At 67.6% G+C, this 20681-nt stretch carries 17 protein-coding genes; all 17 read right to left on the bottom strand.

Annotation, left to right across the window (positions count from 1 at the left end):
* Positions 1–720 (bottom strand): 30S ribosomal protein S3 (rpsC, locus tag ACFFNX_RS08625; protein ID WP_378197824.1); only part of this gene is annotated, 720 nt, incomplete at its 3' end.
* Entirely contained in the window at positions 720–1115 is a 396-nt protein-coding gene (gene rplV, locus ACFFNX_RS08620; RefSeq protein WP_378197822.1) for a 50S ribosomal protein L22, read from the bottom strand. The genes rpsC and rplV, both read right to left, overlap by 1 nt.
* Before the next feature lie 28 nt (positions 1116–1143).
* A complete protein-coding gene (rpsS, locus tag ACFFNX_RS08615; RefSeq protein ID WP_378197821.1) occupies positions 1144–1425 on the bottom strand; it encodes a 30S ribosomal protein S19 in 282 nt (93 codons plus the stop codon).
* Positions 1426–1436: 11 nt separating this feature from the next.
* Positions 1437–2270, bottom strand: coding sequence for a 50S ribosomal protein L2 (gene rplB / locus ACFFNX_RS08610; RefSeq protein WP_285582696.1), 834 nt, complete (start codon positions 2268–2270; stop codon positions 1437–1439).
* A gap of 128 nt (positions 2271–2398) precedes the next feature.
* Positions 2399–2701, bottom strand: coding sequence for a 50S ribosomal protein L23 (rplW, locus tag ACFFNX_RS08605; RefSeq protein ID WP_378197818.1), 303 nt, complete (start codon positions 2699–2701; stop codon positions 2399–2401).
* Entirely contained in the window at positions 2698–3312 is a 615-nt protein-coding gene (gene rplD / locus ACFFNX_RS08600) for a 50S ribosomal protein L4 (RefSeq protein WP_378197816.1), read from the bottom strand. Before rplD ends, rplW begins: the two co-directional genes overlap by 4 nt.
* Positions 3313–3960: a 50S ribosomal protein L3 gene (gene rplC / locus ACFFNX_RS08595; RefSeq protein WP_378197814.1), complete on the bottom strand. Its 648-nt coding sequence runs from the start codon at positions 3958–3960 to the stop codon at positions 3313–3315.
* A 12-nt stretch (positions 3961–3972) separates the two neighbouring features.
* On the bottom strand, positions 3973–4281 hold the full coding sequence (rpsJ, locus tag ACFFNX_RS08590; protein ID WP_141956729.1) for a 30S ribosomal protein S10: 309 nt from the start codon (positions 4279–4281) through the stop codon (positions 3973–3975).
* 163 nt (positions 4282–4444) lie between these two features.
* Entirely contained in the window at positions 4445–5635 is a 1191-nt protein-coding gene (tuf, locus tag ACFFNX_RS08585; RefSeq protein ID WP_378197811.1) for an elongation factor Tu, read from the bottom strand.
* A gap of 79 nt (positions 5636–5714) precedes the next feature.
* Positions 5715–7826, bottom strand: a complete 2112-nt coding sequence (fusA, locus tag ACFFNX_RS08580) for an elongation factor G (protein ID WP_378197809.1) — start codon at positions 7824–7826, stop codon at positions 5715–5717.
* 36 nt (positions 7827–7862) lie between these two features.
* A complete protein-coding gene (rpsG, locus tag ACFFNX_RS08575) occupies positions 7863–8333 on the bottom strand; it encodes a 30S ribosomal protein S7 (RefSeq protein ID WP_252780395.1) in 471 nt (156 codons plus the stop codon).
* Position 8334: 1 nt separating this feature from the next.
* A complete protein-coding gene (gene rpsL, locus ACFFNX_RS08570; RefSeq protein ID WP_019632621.1) occupies positions 8335–8709 on the bottom strand; it encodes a 30S ribosomal protein S12 in 375 nt (124 codons plus the stop codon).
* A gap of 459 nt (positions 8710–9168) precedes the next feature.
* Entirely contained in the window at positions 9169–11064 is a 1896-nt protein-coding gene (locus ACFFNX_RS08565) for a hypothetical protein (RefSeq protein ID WP_378197806.1), read from the bottom strand.
* Between the two features lie 538 nt (positions 11065–11602).
* Positions 11603–15478 carry a DNA-directed RNA polymerase subunit beta' gene (locus tag ACFFNX_RS08560; RefSeq protein ID WP_378197804.1) on the bottom strand — a complete coding sequence of 1292 codons (3876 nt, stop codon included), beginning with the start codon at positions 15476–15478 and terminating at the stop codon, positions 11603–11605.
* An 89-nt stretch (positions 15479–15567) separates the two neighbouring features.
* Entirely contained in the window at positions 15568–19038 is a 3471-nt protein-coding gene (gene rpoB, locus ACFFNX_RS08555; RefSeq protein WP_378197802.1) for a DNA-directed RNA polymerase subunit beta, read from the bottom strand.
* Positions 19039–19912: 874 nt separating this feature from the next.
* Positions 19913–20083 carry a hypothetical protein gene (locus tag ACFFNX_RS08550; RefSeq protein WP_378197800.1) on the bottom strand — a complete coding sequence of 57 codons (171 nt, stop codon included), beginning with the start codon at positions 20081–20083 and terminating at the stop codon, positions 19913–19915.
* A gap of 13 nt (positions 20084–20096) precedes the next feature.
* Positions 20097–20426 (bottom strand): hypothetical protein, encoded by a 330-nt coding sequence (locus tag ACFFNX_RS08545; RefSeq protein WP_378197797.1) that lies wholly within the window; start codon positions 20424–20426, stop codon positions 20097–20099.
* Positions 20427–20681: the final 255 nt, after the last annotated feature.

The raw sequence follows: 20681 nt of genomic DNA, 5'->3' as shown, positions 1-20681 counted from the left end.
ACCGCCACCGCCACCACGGCGCTGCGGCCGCTCACGACGACCGCCGCCACCGGCGGCGCGCTCCTTCGCGGCCTGCGCCTCGCGCTCGGCGCGGCTCGTCGGCGCCTCGCCCTTGTAGATCCAGACCTTCACGCCGATGCGGCCGAAGGTCGTACGGGCCTCGTAGAAGCCGTAGTCGATGTCGGCGCGGAGCGTGTGCAGGGGCACCTGGCCCTCGCGGTAGAACTCCGAGCGGGACATCTCGGCGCCGCCCAGGCGGCCGCCGCACTGCACCTTGATCCCCTTGGCGCCGCTCTTCATGGCGCTCTGGATCGCCTTACGCATGGCACGGCGGAACGCGACTCGGCTGGACAGCTGCTCGGCAACGCCCTGCGCGACGAGCTGCGCGTCGATCTCGGGGTTCTTGACCTCGAGGATGTTGAGCTGGACCTGCTTGCCGGTCAGCTTCTCCAGGTCGCCGCGGATGCGGTCGGCCTCGGCACCCCGGCGGCCGATCACAATGCCCGGACGCGCGGTGTGGATGTCGACGCGGACGCGGTCACGGGTGCGCTCGATCTCGACCTTGGAGATGCCGGCGCGGTCCATGCCGCGGGTCAGCATCCGGCGGATCGACACGTCTTCCTTGACGTAGTCCTTGTACAGCTTGTCGGCGTACCACCGGCTCTTGAAGTCGGTGGTGATGCCCAGTCGGAACCCGTGCGGGTTGACCTTCTGCCCCACTAGCGGGTCCTCCTCGTCTGCTTGCGGCCGTTGCCCGACCTGCGCCCGGCCTTCTCGCCCTCGGGCCGCGACTCGACCACGATCGTGATGTGGCTGGTGCGCTTGTTGATGCGGTACGCACGGCCCATCGAACGCGGGCGGTAGCGCTTGAGCGTCGGACCCTCATCCACCCACGCCCGGCTGACCCAGAGCGTGTCGGTGTCGAGCTTGTCGTTGTGCTCGGCGTTGGCGATGGCGCTCGAGAGCACCTTGTACACCGGCTCGCTCGCAGCCTGAGGGGCGAAGCGCAGCACCGCCTGAGCCTCCGCGGCCTGCATGCCGCGGATGAGGTCCACCACGCGGCGGGCCTTTCTGGGCGTGACGCGGGCGTACCGCGCCTGGGCCCTGGCTTCCATCGCTGTTTCCTCGCTCTCGATACTTCGTTCAGCCCCGCCGGCTGCGGCGGTCGTCCTTGATGTGGCCCCTGAAGGTCCGCGTCGGGGCGAACTCCCCGAGCTTGTGACCGATCATGGCCTCGGTGATGAAAACGGGAACGTGCTTGCGGCCGTCGTGCACGGCGATCGTGTGACCGAGCATGTCGGGCACGATCATGGAGCGACGCGACCACGTCTTGATGACGTTCTTGCTGCCCTTCTCGTTCTGCGCGTCCACCTTCTTGATCAGGTGGTCGTCGACGAAAGGACCTTTCTTAAGGCTACGTGGCATCGACTCGGCTCCTACCGCTTCTTCTTGCTACGACGTCGGACGATGAGCCGATCGGAGGGCTTGTTCGCCCTCCGGGTGCGACCCTCTGGCTGGCCCCACGGGCTGGAGGGGTGGCGACCACCGGAGGTCTTGCCCTCACCACCACCGTGCGGGTGGTCGATCGGGTTCATCGCGACGCCGCGGACGGTCGGGCGCTTGCCCTTCCACCGCATGCGGCCGGCCTTGCCCCAGTTGATGTTGGACTGCTCGGAGTTTCCGACCTCACCGACGGTGGCGCGGCAGCGCAGGTCCACCATCCGCATCTCGCCCGAGGGCATGCGCAGCGTGGCGTACTTGCCCTCCTTGGCCAGCAGCTGGGCGCCGGAGCCGGCCGAGCGGGCCAGCTTCGCGCCGCCGCCGGGCCGCAGCTCGATGGCGTGCACGACCGTACCGGTCGGGACGTTGCGCAGCGGCAGGCAGTTGCCCGGCTTGATGTCGGCGGACGGGCCGTTCTCGACGCGGTCGCCCTGCTTCACACCGGTCGGGCAGAGGATGTAGCGCTTCTCCCCGTCGGCGTAGTGCAGCAGCGCGATGCGCGCGGTGCGGTTCGGGTCGTACTCGATGTGCGCGACCTTCGCCGGCACACCGTCCTTGTCGGCGCGCCGGAAGTCGATCACCCGGTACGCCCGCTTGTGCCCGCCGCCCTGGTGCCGTGTGGTGATACGGCCGTGGACGTTACGACCGCCCTTCTTGGGGAGCGGACGCACCAGCGACTTCTCCGGCTCGGTCCGGGTGACCTCGACGAAGTCGGCCACACTCGAACCGCGGCGACCGGGAGTCGTCGGCTTGTATTTACGGATGCCCATCTTTTTCGTTCATCCCTTGTCTGTCTTCGGACGGTGAGCCGATCCGGACCGGCCCTCCGCGGTGCCCGGCGTCCGGAGGTCGCGCGCGTGCGCTCCCTCGTGGGAGCGGTGCGCCGCGGAGGAGAGGGTCATGAGACCGCGCCTCCGAAGATTTCGATCCGCTCACCCTCGGCGAGGCTCACGATGGCCCGCTTGGTGTCCTTGCGCTTGCCGTAACCGAACCGGGTGCGCTTGCGCTTGCCCTGCCGGTTGATGGTGTTCACGCCGGTCACCTTGACCCCGAAGACGGCCTCGACGGCCTGCCTGATCTGGGTCTTGTTGGCGTCCGGGCGAACCTCGAACGTGTACTTGCCCTCGTCCAGCAGCCCGTAGCTCTTCTCAGAGATCACGGGCGCGATGAGGATGTCGCGCGGGTCGGTGATCCTGCTCACTTGGCCTCCTCCTTCCCACTCACGTGGTTCACGAAGGCCTGGTACGCCGGCTCGGTGAAGACGATGACGTCGTTGCAGAGCACGTCGTAGGTGTTGAGCTGGTCCGCCATGAGCACGTGCACCTCGGGCACGTTGCGCAGGCTCACCCAGGTCAGGTCGTCCTCGCGGTCGAGGACCACCAGCACCTTCTCCGCGTCGGTCACCGAACGCAGCGAGGCGAGCGCGGCCTTGGTCTTGGGCGTCTCGCCCTCGACCAGACCCGACACCACGTGCACGCGGCCGTAGCGAGCGCGGTCCGACAGCGCGCCGCGCAGCGCGGCGGCCTTCATCTTCTTCGGTGTCTTCTGCGCGTACGAGCGCGGCTGCGGGCCGTGGACGATGCCACCGCCGGCGAACTGCGGGGCGCGGGTCGAGCCCTGGCGGGCGCGGCCGGTGCCCTTCTGCCGGTACGGCTTCTTGCCGCCACCGGAGACCTCACCGCGGGTCTTGGTCTTGTGCGTGCCCTGCCGCGCCGCGGCGAGCTGCGCCACGACGACCTGGTGGATCAGCGGCACATTGACCTTGGCGTCGAAGATCTCCGGAGCGAGCTCGATGTCCAGCTTCGTGGCCATTTACTTCGCCCCCTTCGCGGCGCTGCGCACCAGGATCAGGCCGCCGTTCGGTCCGGGAACCGCGCCCTTGATGAGCAGCAGTCCCTTCTCGGCGTCGATCGCGTGCACGGTGAGGTTCTGCACGGTCGTACGGGCGTTGCCGTGCCGTCCGGCCATGCGCAGGCCCTTGAACACACGGCCCGGCGTGGCGCAGCCACCGATCGAACCGGGCGAGCGGTGCTTGCGCTGGGTGCCGTGCGAGGCGCTGAGGCCCTTGAAACCGTGGCGCTTCATGACACCGGCGGTGCCCTTGCCCTTGCTGCGGCCGGTGACGTCGATCCGCTGTCCGGCCTCGAAGACCTCTACTGTGATCTCCTGGCCGAGCTCGTACTCGGCGGCGTCGTCCGTGCGCAGCTCGACGAGGTGGCGGCGAGGCGTCACGCCCGCCTTCTCGTAGTGACCGGTCAGCGGCTTGTTGACCTTGCGCGGGTCGATCTGGCCGTAGCCGAGCTGGACGGCGGAATAACCGTCGGATTCCGGCGTGCGCACTCGGGTGACGACGCACGGCCCGGCCTGGATGACGGTTACCGGGACGACCCGGCCCTCATCATCGAAGACCTGGGTCATACCGAGCTTCTCGCCCAGAACGCCCTTTCTCTGCTTGCTCATCTCTGGATGCCCTTAGAGCTTGATCTCGATGTCGACGCCGGCCGGAAGGTCGAGCCGCATGAGCGAGTCGACCGTCTTGGGCGTCGGATCGATGATGTCGATCAGGCGCTTGTGCGTGCGCATCTCGAAGTGCTCGCGACTGTCCTTGTACTTGTGCGGCGAGCGGATGACGCAGTACACGTTCTTCTCGGTCGGCAGCGGCACCGGGCCGGCGACCTTCGCGCCCGTGCGCGTCACCGTCTCGACGATCTTGCGCGCCGAAGTGTCGATGACCTCGTGGTCGTAGGCCTTGAGCCGGATGCGGATCTTCTGTCCCGCCATGGTGGCCTCGGTGTCCTTTGCTTCCTAGGTGCCGCTGGGTTACATGCCGCGCGGGCCGCTCTCGCGTCCTGGTGCGGCGATCTCCCTCAGATCGAAACCGTCGGGAGTCGTGGTGCGGCGGCCGGGCCTGTCTCCAGGTGCCCCGACCGCCGCGCCGCGGGTACTACTTGATGATCTTGGTCACGCGGCCCGCACCGACGGTGCGGCCACCCTCGCGGATCGCGAACTTGAGGCCTTCCTCCATCGCGATGGGCTGGATGAGCTCGACACGCATCTCGGTGTTGTCGCCCGGCATGACCATCTCGGTGCCCTCGGGCAGGTGCACGACGCCGGTCACGTCCGTGGTCCGGAAGTAGAACTGCGGACGGTAGTTGTTGAAGAACGGCGTGTGGCGGCCACCCTCGTCCTTGGACAGGATGTAGACCTGCGCCTCGAACTCGGTGTGCGGGGTGTTGGTGCCCGGCTTGATGACACACTGACCACGCTCGACGTCCTCGCGCTTGATGCCGCGCAGGAGCAGGCCGACGTTGTCGCCCGCCTGGCCCTGGTCGAGCAGCTTGCGGAACATCTCGACGCCGGTGACCGTCGTCGTGGTGGCGCTCTCCTTGATGCCGATGATGTCGACGGTCTCGTTGACGTTGACGACACCACGCTCGATGCGGCCGGTGACGACCGTGCCGCGACCGGTGATCGAGAAGACGTCCTCGATCGGCATCAGGAACGGCTTGTCGGTCTCGCGAACCGGCTCAGGGATGTTCTCGTCGCAGGCGTCCATGAGCTCGACGATCTTCTCGCCCCACTCGGCGTCGCCCTCGAGCGCCTTGAGCGCGGAGACGCGGATCACCGGGACGTCGTCGCCCGGGAACTCGTACTCCGACAGCAGCTCGCGGACCTCCAGCTCGACGAGCTCGAGGATCTCCTCGTCGTCGACCATGTCGGCCTTGTTGAGCGCCACGACGATGTACGGGACGCCGACCTGACGAGCCAGGAGCACGTGCTCCTTGGTCTGCGGCATCGGACCGTCGGTCGCCGCCACGAGGATCGCACCGTCCATCTGGGCAGCGCCGGTGATCATGTTCTTGATGTAGTCGGCGTGGCCCGGGCAGTCGACGTGGGCGTAGTGACGCTTCTCGGTCTGGTACTCGACGTGAGCGATCGAGATCGTGATGCCCCGCTCCCGCTCCTCCGGCGCCTTGTCGATCTCGTCGAACGGCGTGAAGGGGTTGAGGTCGGGGTGCTTGTCGTGGAGCACCTTGGTAATCGCCGCGGTAAGCGTGGTCTTACCATGGTCGATGTGCCCAATGGTGCCGATGTTTACGTGCGGCTTCGTCCGCTCGAACTTGGCCTTGGCCACCGGTGTCTCCTTGTTGCGATCCTCGGCCGTCTTTCGCGACCGTCTGTAGCTTCAGTGGTTGGTCTTACGCTGCGACGCGTTATTCGCCGCGCGCCTTGGCGATGATCTCCTGCGCGACGTTCCCCGGAACCTCAGCGTAGGAGTCGAACTGCATGGTGAAGACGGCGCGCCCTTGGGTCTTGCTCCGCAGGTCACCGACGTATCCGAACATCTCGGACAGCGGCACAACGGACTTGATGACCTTGACCCCGCTACGCTCACCCATCTCCTGAATCTGGCCACGGCGGCCGTTCAGGTCGCCGATGACGTCACCCATGTAGTCCTCAGGAGTGGTGACCTCGACGGCCATCATCGGCTCCAGCAGCGCGGGGTCGGCCTTGCGGGCCGCCTCCTTGAACGCCATGGAACCGGCGATCTTGAAGGCCAGCTCAGAGGAGTCGACGTCGTGGTAGGCGCCGTCCTGCAGGGTGACCTTGACACCGACCAGCGGGTATCCGGCGAGCACGCCGAACTCGGCCGCCTCCTGGCAGCCCGCGTCCACCGACGGGATGTACTCCCGCGGGATGCGGCCACCGGTGACCTTGTTCTCGAACTCGTAGCCGTCGCTACCGCCACCGAGCGGCTCGATGTCGATGATGACGCGACCGAACTGGCCGGAGCCGCCCGTCTGCTTCTTGTGGGTGTACTCGACCTTCTCCACCTTGCGGCGGATGGTCTCGCGGTAGGCGACCTGCGGCCGGCCGACGTTGGCCTCGACCTTGAACTCCCGCTTCATGCGGTCGACCAGCACCTCGAGGTGCAGCTCGCCCATGCCGGAGATGATGGTCTGCCCGGTCTCCTCGTCGGTCCGCACCTGGAAGGACGGGTCCTCCTCGGCGAGCCGCTGGATCGCGGTGCCCAGCTTCTGCTGGTCGGCCTTGGTCCTGGGCTCGATGGCGACGTTGATGACCGGCGCCGGGAAGCTCATCGACTCCAGGATCACCGGGTTCTTGTCGTCGGAGAGCGTCTCGCCGGTGGTGGTCTGCTTGAGACCCATCACCGCGACGATGTCGCCCGCGCCGACGCGCTCGATCTCCTCACGCTTGTTCGCGTGCATCCGGTAGATCTTGCCGACGCGCTCCTTGCGGTCCTTCACGCTGTTCAGGACCGAGCTGCCGGACTCCAGCACGCCCGAGTAGACGCGGATGAAGGTCAGCTTGCCCAGGTGCGGGTCGCTCATGATCTTGAACGCCAGCGCCGCGAACGGCTCGTCCTCGCTCGGCTTGCGCTCGATGACCTTCTCTTCGTCGCGGTAGTCGTGGCCCTGGATGGCCTCGACGTCGAGCGGCGAGGGAAGGTAGTTGACGATCGCGTCGAGCAGCGGCTGGACGCCCTTGTTCTTGAAGGCGGTGCCGCAGGTGACCGGGGTCAGCGCGCCGGCGATCGTGGCCCGGCGGATCGCCGGGATGAGCTGCGCCGTCGTGGGCTCGTTGCCCTCGAGGTAGAGCTCCATGATCTCGTCGTCGGCCTCGGCCAGCGTCTCGACCAGCTTGTCGTGCCACTCGCGGGCGGCGTCGGCGTGCGTGTCGGGGATGTCGACGACGTCGTACATCTCGCCCTTGGCCGCCTCGGCGCTCCACACGAGAGCCTTCATGCGGACCAGGTCGACGACACCCTTGAAGTCGGCCTCCGCGCCGATCGGGATCTGCAGCACCAACGGCGTGGCCTTGAGCCGGTCGACGATCATGTCGACGCAGCGGTGGAACTCCGCGCCGACGCGGTCGAGCTTGTTGACGAAGCAGATCCGCGGCACGTTGTAACGGTCGGCCTGGCGCCACACCGTCTCGGACTGCGGTTCGACACCGGCCACACCGTCGAACACCGCGACCGCGCCGTCGAGGACGCGCAGTGAACGCTCCACCTCGACGGTGAAGTCGACGTGCCCGGGCGTGTCGATGATGTTGATGGTGTGATCGACGTCGTCAACCGTCCAGTGGCAGGTCGTCGCGGCGGACGTGATCGTGATGCCGCGCTCCTGCTCCTGTTCCATCCAGTCCATGGTGGCTGCGCCCTCATGGACCTCACCGATCTTGTAGTTGACGCCGGTGTAGTACAGGATCCGCTCGGTGGTTGTGGTCTTACCCGCGTCGATGTGGGCCATGATCCCGATATTTCGGACCTTGGCCAGGTCTACGCCGGTCTTAGTAGCCACTTTCGCGCCCTCGTTAGTCTCGTACGTGGTGCTGGATTACCAGCGGTAGTGAGCGAAGGCCTTGTTGGACTCCGCCATCTTGTGCGTGTCCTCGCGCTTCTTCACGCTCGCGCCGAGGCCGTTGCTCGCGTCGAGCAGCTCGTTCATCAGCCGCTCGGTCATGGTCTTCTCACGCCGCTGACGGGCGTACAGCACGAGCCAGCGGAGCGCGAGGGTGGTGCTGCGCGCCGGGCGGACCTCGACGGGCACCTGGTAGGTGGCGCCACCGACACGCCGGCTGCGAACCTCGAGGGTCGGCTTGACGTTGTCCAGGGCGCGCTTGAGCGTGACGACCGGGTCGTTGCCGGTCTTCTCGCGGCAGCCCTCCAGGGCGTCGTACACGATGCTCTGAGCGATCGACCGCTTGCCGTCGAGCAGGACCTTGTTGACCAGCGAGGTGACCAGCGGCGAGTTGTACACCGGGTCAGCGATCAGCTGGCGCTTGCCTGCGGGGCCCTTGCGAGGCATCTCAGCTCTTCTCCTTCTTCGCGCCGTAGCGGCTGCGAGCCTGCTTCCGGTTCCGGACACCCTGGGTGTCCAGCGACCCGCGGATGATCTTGTAGCGAACACCCGGAAGGTCCTTCACACGGCCGCCGCGCACGAGCACGATCGAGTGCTCCTGCAGGTTGTGCCCGACGCCGGGGATGTAGGCCGTGACCTCGATCCCGCTCGTCAGCCGGACACGAGCGACCTTGCGCAGCGCGGAGTTGGGCTTCTTGGGCGTCGTCGTGTAGACGCGCGTGCAGACGCCGCGGCGCTGCGGGCTGCCCTTGAGCGCAGGCGTCTTGTTCTTGGTCACCTTGTCCTGGCGGCCCTTGCGGACCAGCTGCTGGATCGTGGGCACCGCGTCTCCGTCTTCCTCGTACCAAGCCGTTTGCTGGGTTTGCCGTGCTCTCGCGCGGCCGGCCTGTCGCGACCCGACGAGCGGGAACGACCTGCCGTTTTGCTTTTGCCTCCGACCCCCGTGGTCGGGCGTGTCGCACACACCGTCCTGCACTCAGCCCGGAGGGGCCAGGTGAACTCAGGGAGTCGAATCCGCGCCGCACGCTGACTTCAGGCTGGTCACCAGGCGATGATCGCGACGGTGAGGCACCGAGATCGGTGTGCACGCACGTTGGACCCGCGAACCGCGGGCACGAAGGGAGAGATTACCCAACACCCGCGCATGGGTCAAAACAAGTGCCCTACCACATCGGCGTGGCGCGGTGAGACGTCTGTACAACGAGAGAATGCCGACGGTTTGTTCCCGTCGGCATTCTGTCTCAGTCATCCGGGGTTTGGGAAGACGACGCCCCGGTGTGTGTCAGAGCAGTACGAACAAGATGATGAGCAGGATGACCAGCAGCACCGCGCCGGCACCGAGGGCGATCCACAGCTTCTGCTTGGACCCGTCTCCGGTGGCGGGCGACTGCGACTGACCGTAGCCCGGGTAGCCGCCGCCCTGGGCGACCTGGCCGTACGGCTGCTGACCGTACTGCTGCTGGCCGTACCCCTGCTGCCCATAACCCTGCTGGCCGTAGCCCTGCTGGGGCTGGCCCTCCTGCGACTGGCCCTGCTGCGGCTGGCCGTGCTGCCCGCCGTACGGCTGCTGGCCGTACCCCTGCTGCTGCCCGTGCTGTTGCCCGTAGCCCTGCTGGCCGTACTGCTGTTGCTGGCCGTACTGCTGCTGCCCGTAGGCGCCCTGGCCGTAGCCCTGCTGCGGCTGACCCTGCTGGCCCTGGTCGCCGAAGGACTGCGGGCCGGACGCGTCCTGGCCCGGCTGCGGGCCCGTCGGGTTCTGCTGCCCGTACTGCTGCGGGTAGCCGCCCTGCTGTTCGCCGCCGGGCGCCGCCCAGGACGAGCCCTGCTCCCCGCTCGGCGGCGGGGCCGCGTACGGCGACGACGAGTCGTAGGGCGATGAGGGCTCGTACGGCGACGACGGCTCGTACGGGGACGATGAGGGCGGGGTCTGCCCGAAGGCGGTCGTCTTCTCGCCGCCGGACGCGCCGCCCTGGTCGGGGCCGCCGTACGCCGGCACGTCCTCGTCGAAGCGTCCCGGGGTCTGGGTGCCGGTGTCGGAGTCCGGCGGCGGCACCAGCAACGTGCGCTCGGCTCCGCCCTGCTCGTCGTCCTGCGGCTCCTTGGCCTCCTCCTGCGGCGGCCCGAACCCGGGAACGACGTCCTCGACCGGGGACGCTCCGTACACCGGGGCGTCGCCGGACGGCGCGGCGTGCTCGCCCGTCGCCGAACCCCGCGACAGCGGCGTGTCCAGCATCGTGGCGGGCGGCTTGGAGCCCTCATCCTCACTCGGCGGGGTGCCGCCGAACGAGGACGGAGGCTGCGGCTCGGAGGTCTCCTGGCTCGGCGAGAACGCCGTCGTGGCGGGCGCGCTGAAACCCTCGCCCGGCGAGGAGCCGGACTCACCCGGGGCCGGCGGCGCGACCGTGGTGCGCTCGGCGGCGTCGTCCTCCGCGGGCTTGTCGCCGTACGCGGGCGCGCCCGGCTGGCCGCCGAACTGCCCGGGCTGGCCGGGCTGACCCGGCTGGCCGTACGGCTGCGGGTAACCGGGCTGTCCGTACGGGCTCTGTTCCCCGTAGGGCTGGCCGCCGTACCCGGGCTGGCCGGATTGGCCGGGCTGGCCATAGGGCTGCGACGGCTGTCCGTACGGCGGCTGCTGACCGTACGGAGACGGCTGCTGGCCGTAGGGAGGCTGTCCCGGCTGCCCGGGCTGTCCCGGTTGGCTCGGCTGGCCGTAGGGCGGCTGCTGACCGTACGGCTGCTGCTGCGGGTACGACGGCGGGGCGCTGTAGGGCTGCTGGCCGTACGCGGGCGACCCCTGGTCACCCGGCGGGGTGAACGGCGGCGGGGCGCCCGGGGCGGCGTATCCGCCCGGCTGGCCGAACGGCGGCGGCGCGGACTCGCTCGGCTCGCCGCTCTCACCGCCCGCGACGGGCGTGCCGGGGTCGGATGAGGCCTCCGGCTTGGCGGGCCTCCGGTGCTGTCCGAAGACCACGGTGCGGCCCGACTCGAGGACGTCCTGCGGAACATCGGCGACCGGGGCGGAGGTCTCCGCCTCCTGCGACGGCGTGGGTGATGTGCCCGGGGTGGCGTCCTGGCCGGCCGGCGCCTCGTCTCGTTCGTCGCCGGACGCCTCGGACTTGGGGGACTGCTCGTCAGGCAGCGGCCAGTGGGATCCCTGGCCACCGTTCTGCTCGGTCATCGTCGGGCTCCTTCAGCGCCGATGCCGCCGGCGGTGTGCCGCCCGCAGTGCATGACTTCACTCGAAGGCACGTGGCGCATGGGAACCTCCGAGTCATCGACCACAAGCCGACGGTAATCTCCGCCGGTATACCCTTCGCCCCAGCCTGCCGTGATGAGCGGCCTAATCGCAAATCACGCGGTCTGACCTCCCGAAAGGCGAGCCCGGGAGAAGGACCGCAGATCGCCGGATTCCCCCGGTCGGCACGACTCAGCCGCGCAGGGGACCGACGCCCTCGGACCGATCCTCCCCGCGGCCTCGACGGACTCGGGAATCGCTCGCGCCGTCGCGGCCGCAGACGAGTCGCACGGGTGTCGTCCGGGCCGACTCCGCACGCGCGAATTTCACCGTCTTTTCATCCCGGAGAGCGCACGGCCGCACCTCCGCGACCGAACGGGCGCACGCGCCCGCCGACGCACGGGCCCCGGGAACCACGGGCCCCGGGAACACGGAAGAGGCCCCCTCCGATCGCTCGGAAGGGGCCTCTCCGCTTGCCTGATCAGCGGTTGTACTGGCCGAAGTCGTACTCCTCCAGCGGGACCGCCTCGCCGGAGCCCTGGCCGAAGGCGTACTCGGCGCCCTCGTCGTAGGACCCGACGGAGTAGACGGCCGCCTTGGCCTCCTCGGTCGGCTCCACCCGGATGTTGCGGTACTGCGGCATGCCCGTACCGGCCGGGATCAGCTTTCCGATGATGACGTTCTCCTTCAGGCCGACCAGCGGGTCGGACTTGGCGTGGATCGCCGCGTCCGTGAGGACCCGCGTCGTCTCCTGGAAGGAGGCCGCCGACAGCCAGGACTCGGTGGCCAGCGACGCCTTCGTGATGCCCATGAGCTGAGGCCGGCCGACCGCGGGCTGACCGCCCTCGGCGACGACGGCGCGGTTGAGCTCCTCGAACCGAGGACGCTCGATCAGCTCGACGCCGGGCAGCATGTCGGTGTCGCCGGACTCCAGCACCTGGACCCGCTTCAGCATCTGCCGAACGATGATCTCGATGTGCTTGTCGTGGATCGACACACCCTGGGACCGGTAGACCTCCTGCACCTGGTCGACCAGGTGCAGCTGGACCGCGCGGGGGCCGAGGATGCGCAGCACCTCGTGAGGGTTGATCGCACCCTCGATGAGCTGCTGGCCGACGTAGACGTGGTCGCCGTCCTTGATCTTCAGCCGCGACCGCATCGGCACCGGGTAGGCGATCTCCTCGCCACCGTCGTCCGGGATGACCACGATCTTGCGGGTCTTCTCGGTCTCGTCGATGCGGATCCGGCCGGCCACCTCGCTGATCGGGGCGACACCCTTGGGGATGCGCGCCTCGAACAGCTCCTGGACACGCGGCAGACCGTGCGTGATGTCGATGCCCGCCACACCACCGGTGTGGAAGGTACGCATCGTCAGCTGGGTGCCGGGCTCGCCGATCGACTGGGCGGCGATGATGCCGACCGCCTCGCCGACGTCCACGAGCTTGCCGGTGGCCAGCGAACGGCCGTAGCACTGCGCGCAGACACCGATCTTGGACTCGCAGACCAGCGCGCACCGCGTACGGACCTCGGCGACGCCCACCTCGATCAGGCGGTTGATCACCGTGTCGTTGAGGTCGGTGCCGCCCGGGTAGATGAGCGTGCCGTCGACCTCGATGTCCTCGGCGATGTTGCGCCCGACGAGGCTGTTCTCGGAGTTCGCCACCTTGATCAGGGAGCCGTCGGCGCCCTTGGTCGCGATCGCGAACTTGATCGTACGGTCGGTGCCGCAGTCGTCCTCACGGACGATGACGTCCTGCGCGACGTCGACCAGACGACGGGTGAGGTAGCCCGAGTCGGCGGTACGCAGAGCCGTGTCGGCCAGACCCTTCCGGGCGCCGTGCGTGGCGATGAAGTACTCGACCACGGACAGGCCCTCGCGGAAGGAGGACTTGATCGGCCGCGGGATGGTCTCACCCTTGGGGTTGGAGACCAGACCGCGCATACCGGCGATCTGCCGGAGCTGCAGCGGGTTACCGCGGGCACCGGAGTTGATCATCATCCAGATCGGGTTGGTGGCGGGGAAGGCCGCCTCCATGTCCTTGGCGACGTCGACCGTGGCCTTGGTCCAGATCTCGATGAGCTCCTGACGGCGCTCGTCGTCGGTGATCAGACCGCGGTCGTACTCCCGCTGCACCTTGTCGGCCTGCCGCTCGTACGACGCCATGATCTCCGCCTTGTTCGGCGGGGCGATGACGTCGTCGATGGCGATGGTGACGCCGGAGCGGGTCGCCCACCGGAAGCCGGTGTCCTTCAGCGCGTCGAGCGCGTTGGCCACGTCGACCTTCGGGTACGTCTCGGCCAGCTCGTTCACGATCGTCGAGAGCTGCTTCTTGCCGACCTCGTAGTTCACGAACGGGAAGTCGGCCGGCAGCGCCTCGTTGAACAGCAGGCGGCCGAGCGTGGTCTCGAGGCGGTACGGCTGCCCCTCCTCGTAACCCTCCGGCGCCGTCCAGCCGCGCGGCGGCGGGACGTCCTTGACCCGGACCTGGATCCGGGCCTGCAGGTCGAGCTCGCCCCGGTCGTAGGCCATGATCGCCTCGGACAGGGTGGTGAACGTACGGCCCTCGCCGTCCGCCCCCTCCTTGTCCACGGTCAGCCAGAACAGGCCGATGACCATGTCCTGGGTCGGCATCGTGACCGGCTTGCCGTCGGACGGCTTGAGGATGTTGTTGGTCGAGAGCATCAGGATGCGCGCCTCGGCCTGGGCCTCGGCCGCCAGCGGCAGGTGCACGGCCATCTGGTCACCGTCGAAGTCCGCGTTGAACGCGGTGCAGACGAGCGGGTGAATCTGGATGGCCTTGCCCTCGACCAGCTGCGGCTCGAAGGCCTGGATGCCCAGGCGGTGCAGCGTCGGCGCCCGGTTGAGCAGCACCGGGTGCTCGGTGATGACCTCTTCGAGCACGTCCCACACGGCCGGGCGGGCACGCTCGACCATGCGCTTGGCGCTCTTGATGTTCTGTGCGTGGTTGAGGTCGACCAGCCGCTTCATGACGAAGGGCTTGAACAGCTCCAGCGCCATCTGCTTCGGCAGACCGCACTGGTGCAGCCGCAGCTGCGGGCCGACGACGATGACCGAACGGCCGGAGTAGTCGACGCGCTTGCCCAGGAGGTTCTGGCGGAACCGGCCCTGCTTGCCCTTGAGCATGTCGGACAGCGACTTGAGCGGACGGTTGCCGGGCCCGGTGACGGGCCGGCCGCGGCGGCCGTTGTCGAACAGCGCGTCGACGGCCTCCTGGAGCATCCGCTTCTCGTTGTTGACGATGATCTCGGGCGCGCCGAGGTCGAGCAGCCTCTTCAGCCGGTTGTTCCGGTTGATGACCCGGCGGTACAGGTCGTTGAGGTCGCTCGTGGCGAACCGGCCACCGTCGAGCTGCACCATCGGGCGCAGGTCCGGCGGGATGACCGGAATGCAGTCCAGCACCATGCCCCGCGGGCTGTTGCGGGTGTTGAGGAACGCGGAGACGACCTTGAGGCGCTTGAGGGCGCGAGCCTTCTTCTGGCCCTTGCCGCTGCGGATGATCTCCCGCAGCCGCTCCGCCTCGGCGTCGAGGTCGAAGTTCTCCAGCCGCTTTTGGATCGCGGCCGCGCCCATGCCGCCCTCGAAGTAGCGGCCGAAGCGGTCGCGCATCTCGCGGTAGAGCAGCTCGTCGCCCTCGAGGTCTTGGACCTTGAGGTTGCGGAAGCGGTTCCACACCTCGTCGAGGCGGTCCAGCTCGCGCTGGGCCCGGTCGCGGATCTGCTTGATCTCACGCTCGGCGGCCTCGCGCACCTTGCGGCGCTGGTCGCCCTTTGCCCCCGCGGCCTCGAGCTCGGCGAGGTCCTGCTCCAGCTTCTTCTGCCGGGCCTCGATCTCGGCGTCGCGGCGCTGCTCGATCTGCTGCCGCTCCACAGAGATCTTGGCCTCGAGCGAGGGCAGGTCACGCTCGCGCGAATCCGTGTCGACCCACGTGATCATGTAGGCCGCAAAGTAAATGATCTTCTCAAGGTCCTTGGGCGCCAGGTCCAGGAGGTACCCCAGCCGGCTCGGCACGCCCTTGAAGTACCAGATGTGCGTGACCGGCGCGGCCAGCTCGATGTGGCCCATCCGCTCACGACGCACCTTGGCGCGGGTCACCTCGACGCCACAGCGCTCACAGATGATGCCCTTGAAGCGGACGCGCTTGTACTTCCCGCAGTAGCACTCCCAGTCGCGGGTCGGACCAAAGATCTTTTCGCAGAAGAGCCCGTCCTTCTCCGGCTTCAGAGTCCGGTAGTTGATGGTCTCCGGCTTCTTGACCTCACCGTGTGACCACTGCCGGATGTCGTCCGCCGTCGCCAGGCCGATCCGCAGCTCGTCGAAGAAGTTGACGTCGAGCACTTTGTTAACCAGTCCCCTGCTGTCGTATGCCGTTCCCAGGTCGCGGCCGCCGGGCCCGCGCTGTGCGCGCCGGCCCGGCCATCCGCTCGCTAGACCTCTTCGACACTGCTCGGCTCACGCCGGGACAGGTCGATGCCGAGCTCCTCCGCTGCGCGGAAGACGTCCTCGTCGGTGTCACGCATCTCAATGGACATGCCGTCGCTGGAGAGCACCTCGACGTTCAGGCACAGCGACTGCATTTCCTTGATCAGCACCTTGAAGGACTCAGGGATGCCCGGCTCAGGGATGTTCTCGCCCTTGACGATGGCCTCGTAGACCTTCACACGGCCGAGGACGTCGTCGGACTTGATGGTGAGCAGCTCCTGGAGGGCGTAGGCGGCGCCGTACGCCTCCAGCGCCCAGACCTCCATCTCACCGAAGCGCTGGCCACCGAACTGGGCCTTACCGCCGAGCGGCTGCTGGGTGATCATGGAGTACGGGCCGGTCGAACGCGCGTGGATCTTGTCGTCGACCAGGTGGAGCAGCTTCAGGATGTAGATGTAACCAACGGCGATCGGGTCCTTGAAGGGCTCACCGGTGCGGCCGTCGAACAGCCGCGCCTTGCCGGTCTTTTGCACCATGCGCTCGCCATCGCGGTTCGGCATGGTGCTGTCGAGCAGCTCGGTGATCTCCTCCTCGCGGGCACCGTCGAAGACCGGCGTGGCGACGTTGGTGCCGGGCTCGGCACTGTCCGCCCCGATGGCCTTCAGCTGGCGCTTCCACTCGGCGTCGTCCCCGTCGACCTTCCAGCCCCGGCTGGCCACCCACCCGAGGTGGGTCTCCAGGACCTGGCCGACGTTCATCCGGCCCGGCACGCCGAGCGGGTTGAGGACGATGTCGACCGGGGTGCCGTCCTCCAGGAACGGCATGTCCTCGACCGGCAGCACCTTGGAGATGACGCCCTTGTTGCCGTGACGACCGGCGAGCTTGTCACCATCGGTGATCTTGCGCTTCTGGGCCACGTACACGCGGACCAGCTCGTTCACGCCCGGAGGGAGCTCGTCGCCCTCTTCGCGGCTGAACACGCGAACACCAATGACCTTGCCGGACTCACCGTGCGGGACCTTCAGCGAGGTGTCGCGGACCTCACGGGCCTTCTCACCGAAGATCGCGCGCAGGAGGCGCTCCTCCGGGGTCAGCTCGGTCTCGCCCTTGGGCGTGACCTTGCCGACCAGGATGTCGCCCGTGGTGACCTCGGCGCCGATGCGGATGATGCCGCGCTCGTCCAGGTCGGACAGGACCTCTTCGGAGACGTTCGGGATGTCCCGGGTGATCTCCTCCGGACCCAGCTTGGTGTCACGGGCGTCGACCTCGTGCTCCTCGATGTGGATCGAGGACAGGACGTCGTCCTGCACCAGACGCTGGGAGAGGATGATCGCGTCTTCGTAGTTGTGGCCCTCCCACGGCATGAACGCCACCAGGAGGTTCTTGCCCAGCGCCATCTCGCCGTTGTCCGTGCACGGACCGTCGGCGACGACGGTGCCGACCTCGACTCGCTGGCCCTCGTTCACGATCGGCTTCTGGTTGAAGCACGTGCCCTGGTTGGAGCGCTTGAACTTGGCGACACGGTACGTCGTGCGCGTGCCGTCGTCGTTCATCACCGTGATGTAGTCGGCCGAGACCTCCTCGACGACACCGGCCTTCTCGGCCGTGATGACGTCGCCGGCGTCGGTCGCCGCGCGGTACTCCATGCCCGTACCGACCAGCGGAGCCTCGCTGCGCAGCAGCGGCACCGACTGGCGCTGCATGTTCGAACCCATCAGCGCGCGGTTGGCGTCGTCGTGCTCGAGGAACGGGATCATGGCCGTCGCGACCGACACCATCTGGCGCGGCGAGACGTCGATGTAGTCCACGTCGGCCGGCGAGATGAATTCGATCTCGCCGCCCTTCCGGCGCACCAGAACGCGGTTCTCGGCGAAGTTGCCGTCGTCGTCGATCGGCGTGTTGGCCTGGGCGACGACGTGCCGGTCCTCCTCGTCCGCGGTGAGGTAGTCGATCTGCTCGGTGACCCGGCCGTCGACGACCTTGCGGTACGGCGTCTCGATGAAGCCGAAGGAGTTGACCCGGCCGTACGAGCTCAGCGAGCCGATCAGGCCGATGTTCGGGCCTTCCGGCGTCTCGATCGGGCACATGCGGCCGTAGTGCGACGGGTGGACGTCACGGACCTCCATGCCGGCGCGCTCACGGGACAGACCACCGGGACCCAGGGCGTTCAGGCGACGCTTGTGCGTCAGACCCGCGAGCGGGTTGGTCTGGTCCATGAACTGCGACAGCTGCGAGGTGCCGAAGAACTCCTTGATCGACGCCACGACCGGGCGAATGTTGATCAGGGTCTGCGGCGTGATCGCCTCGACGTCCTGCGTGGTCATGCGCTCGCGAACGACGCGCTCCATACGGGCCAGACCCAGGCGGACCTGGTTCTGGATGAGCTCGCCGACCGAACGGATGCGCCGGTTGCCGAAGTGGTCGATGTCGTCGGTCTCGACGGGCACGTCGCGGCCCGCCGGGCCCGTGACCTCTTCCTCGCCGGCGTGCAGCCGTACGAGGTAGTCGACGGTCGTGACGATGTCGTCCTCGGTCAGGGTGCCCTGCGTCAGGCCCAGATCGAGGCCGAGCTTCTTGTTGACCTTGTATCGGCCGACCTTCGCGAGGTCGTACCGCTTCGGGTTGAAGTAGAGGTTCTCAAGCAGCGTCTGCGCGGACTCCTTGGTCGGAGGCTCACCCGGGCGCAGCTTGCGGTAGATGTCGAGCAGGGCGTCGTCCTGCCCGGTGGTGTGGTCCTTCTCCAGGGTGATCCGCATCGACTCGTAGTCGCCCCAGCGCTCGAGAATGCGGGCGTCGTCCCAGCCCAGCGCCTTGAGCAGAACGGTGACGCTCTGCTTGCGCTTACGGTCGATACGGACGCCGACATTGTCACGCTTGTCGACTTCGAACTCGAGCCATGCACCCCGGGAGGGGATCACCTTGCAGCCGAAGATGTCCTTGTCGGACGTCTTGTCCAGGGTCCGGTCGAAGTAGACACCGGACGAACGGACCAGCTGAGAGACGACGACACGCTCGGTGCCGTTGATGATGAAAGTGCCCTTCGGCGTCATGAGCGGGAAGTCACCCATGAACACCGTCTGGCTCTTGATCTCCCCCGTGGAGTTGTTGATGAACTCCGCCGTGACGAACATCGGGGCGGAGAAGGTCATGTCCTTGTCTTTGCACTCCTCGACGGAGTACTTCGGCGGCTCGAACCGGTGATCGCGGAACGAGAGGGACATGGTGCCGGAGAAGTCTTCGATGGGACTGATCTCTTCGAAGATCTCCTCGAGTCCCGACTGGGTCGGGACATCCTTACGACCGGCCTGCTGGGCCGCATCGACCCGGGCCTTCCACCTCTCGTTACCGAGCAACCAGTCAAAGGACTCGGTTTGCAGCGCGAGGAGGTCCGGTACTCCCAGAGGCTCCTTGATACGCGCAAAGGAAACGCGGTTCGGACCGGTTGCGGTAGTCGAGGCGTTGCGCGAGGCTGCCAAGAGTGGTCCTTCCGAGGGCTCGCGGCGGACTGACGACGCGCACGCCAGACGATCCACGTCCCAATACCGTGCAGAACGGACTCTTCACGGTCTCTCAGGTTGTGGATAGTCAGAGGGCAGCGCAAAGGGGCAGTGTAGCCGAAGGCTACACCGCTGGCAAGCAGAGCGCCGCAGTATGCATCACAGTTGCTCCGCAGCATCGCTCGTCAGCGGCCCCACGTCAAGACTAGACATGGACATTTCGCCCGCTCATCAGGCGTGACGAAGACCATAGTTTAGCCGACGTTCGCCGGGCCTCGCCGTCTCACTGGGTGGACATGTCCGCAGATGTCGTTGAGCCCTGTCGCGAAGGGCCTTCTCGGGGTCTCGCGGAGGCCACAGGGAGGCCTCGCCCCGGCCATCGAACGGTCATCCGAAGGCCACCCGCCCTCACCTCGTACGAGACCGCCACGGCCGCCGGATGACGTCCTTCCCCACGGGCAGTTCGTGATCGTCGCGGCGGGGCCGGTGGGGCCGGTGGGGCGAACGAACGTGGCGGGCCGACGTCATCCCGGCGGCCGCGATGACGCCCGCCCGTGAGGCCGGTGCAGCGGGAGTGGGCCAGTCCGATGACGCTGGCCCGTGGGGCCGATCTGGCGAGATCGTGTGGGATCCGCCTGGTGTGCTCTCGCGAGGTTTCGCCTGGCCGGACCGGCGGAGCAGGTCTTGTGAGGCCGGGATGACAAGCCCGCACGGTGGGGCTTGTGTGGTGGGTGAGCGCGACAAGAGCGCCGTCCTGATACCGGCCGATGAGGACGACGCGACCAGACCTACATGAGGTCGCAACTGACCCTCGCTTGCCCGATGGGCCCACAAGGAGCGGGGAGGTCTTGGCTCAGAACTTCTTGAGCACCATCACCTCGTGAATCACCAGCTCGTCCCCATTGAGCGAGACCGGTCTCAAGACAGGCTCGTCCTCGTGAAAGCGCATGTGGCAGCTGAAGATGGGCGGCCCGCCCCGGTAGCCGACCGCTCGCTCCTGCAGCCACGGGAGCAGCTCCGACAATCCATCGAGCTCATCAGCGTGGCGCACCTGGCGTGAGGTCAGCACCCAGCTGTCGGCGCCCTGCCCCCTCGCGGCGGACCAGCTCCGAGAAGGCCACCCCGCCGCCCCTCCCGTCAGCAGGCCCGCGCTGGCCGAGCAGAGGGAGGACGTCGACCCACCACTGGTCTTCAGGCAAAGGCTCTCCGTCTTCGTCCACCATCATCATGTCACCGCTCGACGTAACGATGTTGAGCACTTCCGGCTTGGGCCCGAGCCCAAGATGCCAGCGAAGCTCGGCCACATCGGTTTCGGCAAGGTCGGCTGGGAGCTCGGCGGTCAGGAGCACTTCGTACAGATCTGCCATGCCGGGGCATGTTAGCCAGATTGCCGCCTGGGCCGATGAAGATCCGACGCAGCATCAGAACCCACAATGCGTCACCAACCCCGTAGAGCGAGACAGAGTCAATCCAAACCGGCCGCTGACAGCTTGTGAGGCTTTAGCGCGAGATGTGCCCGATGAGAACGAACGATGCCATCGTGCGTGGTGAGGCCCACACGGTGAGGCCCACACGGTGAGGCCCACACGGTGAGGCCCACACGGTGAGGCCCACACGGTGAG

Origin of the sequence: Actinoallomurus acaciae, assembly GCF_042429965.1 — a bacterium.
Classification (GTDB): domain Bacteria; phylum Actinomycetota; class Actinomycetes; order Streptosporangiales; family Streptosporangiaceae; genus Actinoallomurus; species Actinoallomurus acaciae.
The sequence above is the reverse complement of the archived record's forward strand: the minus strand, read 5'-3'. Positions and strand labels throughout refer to the sequence as shown.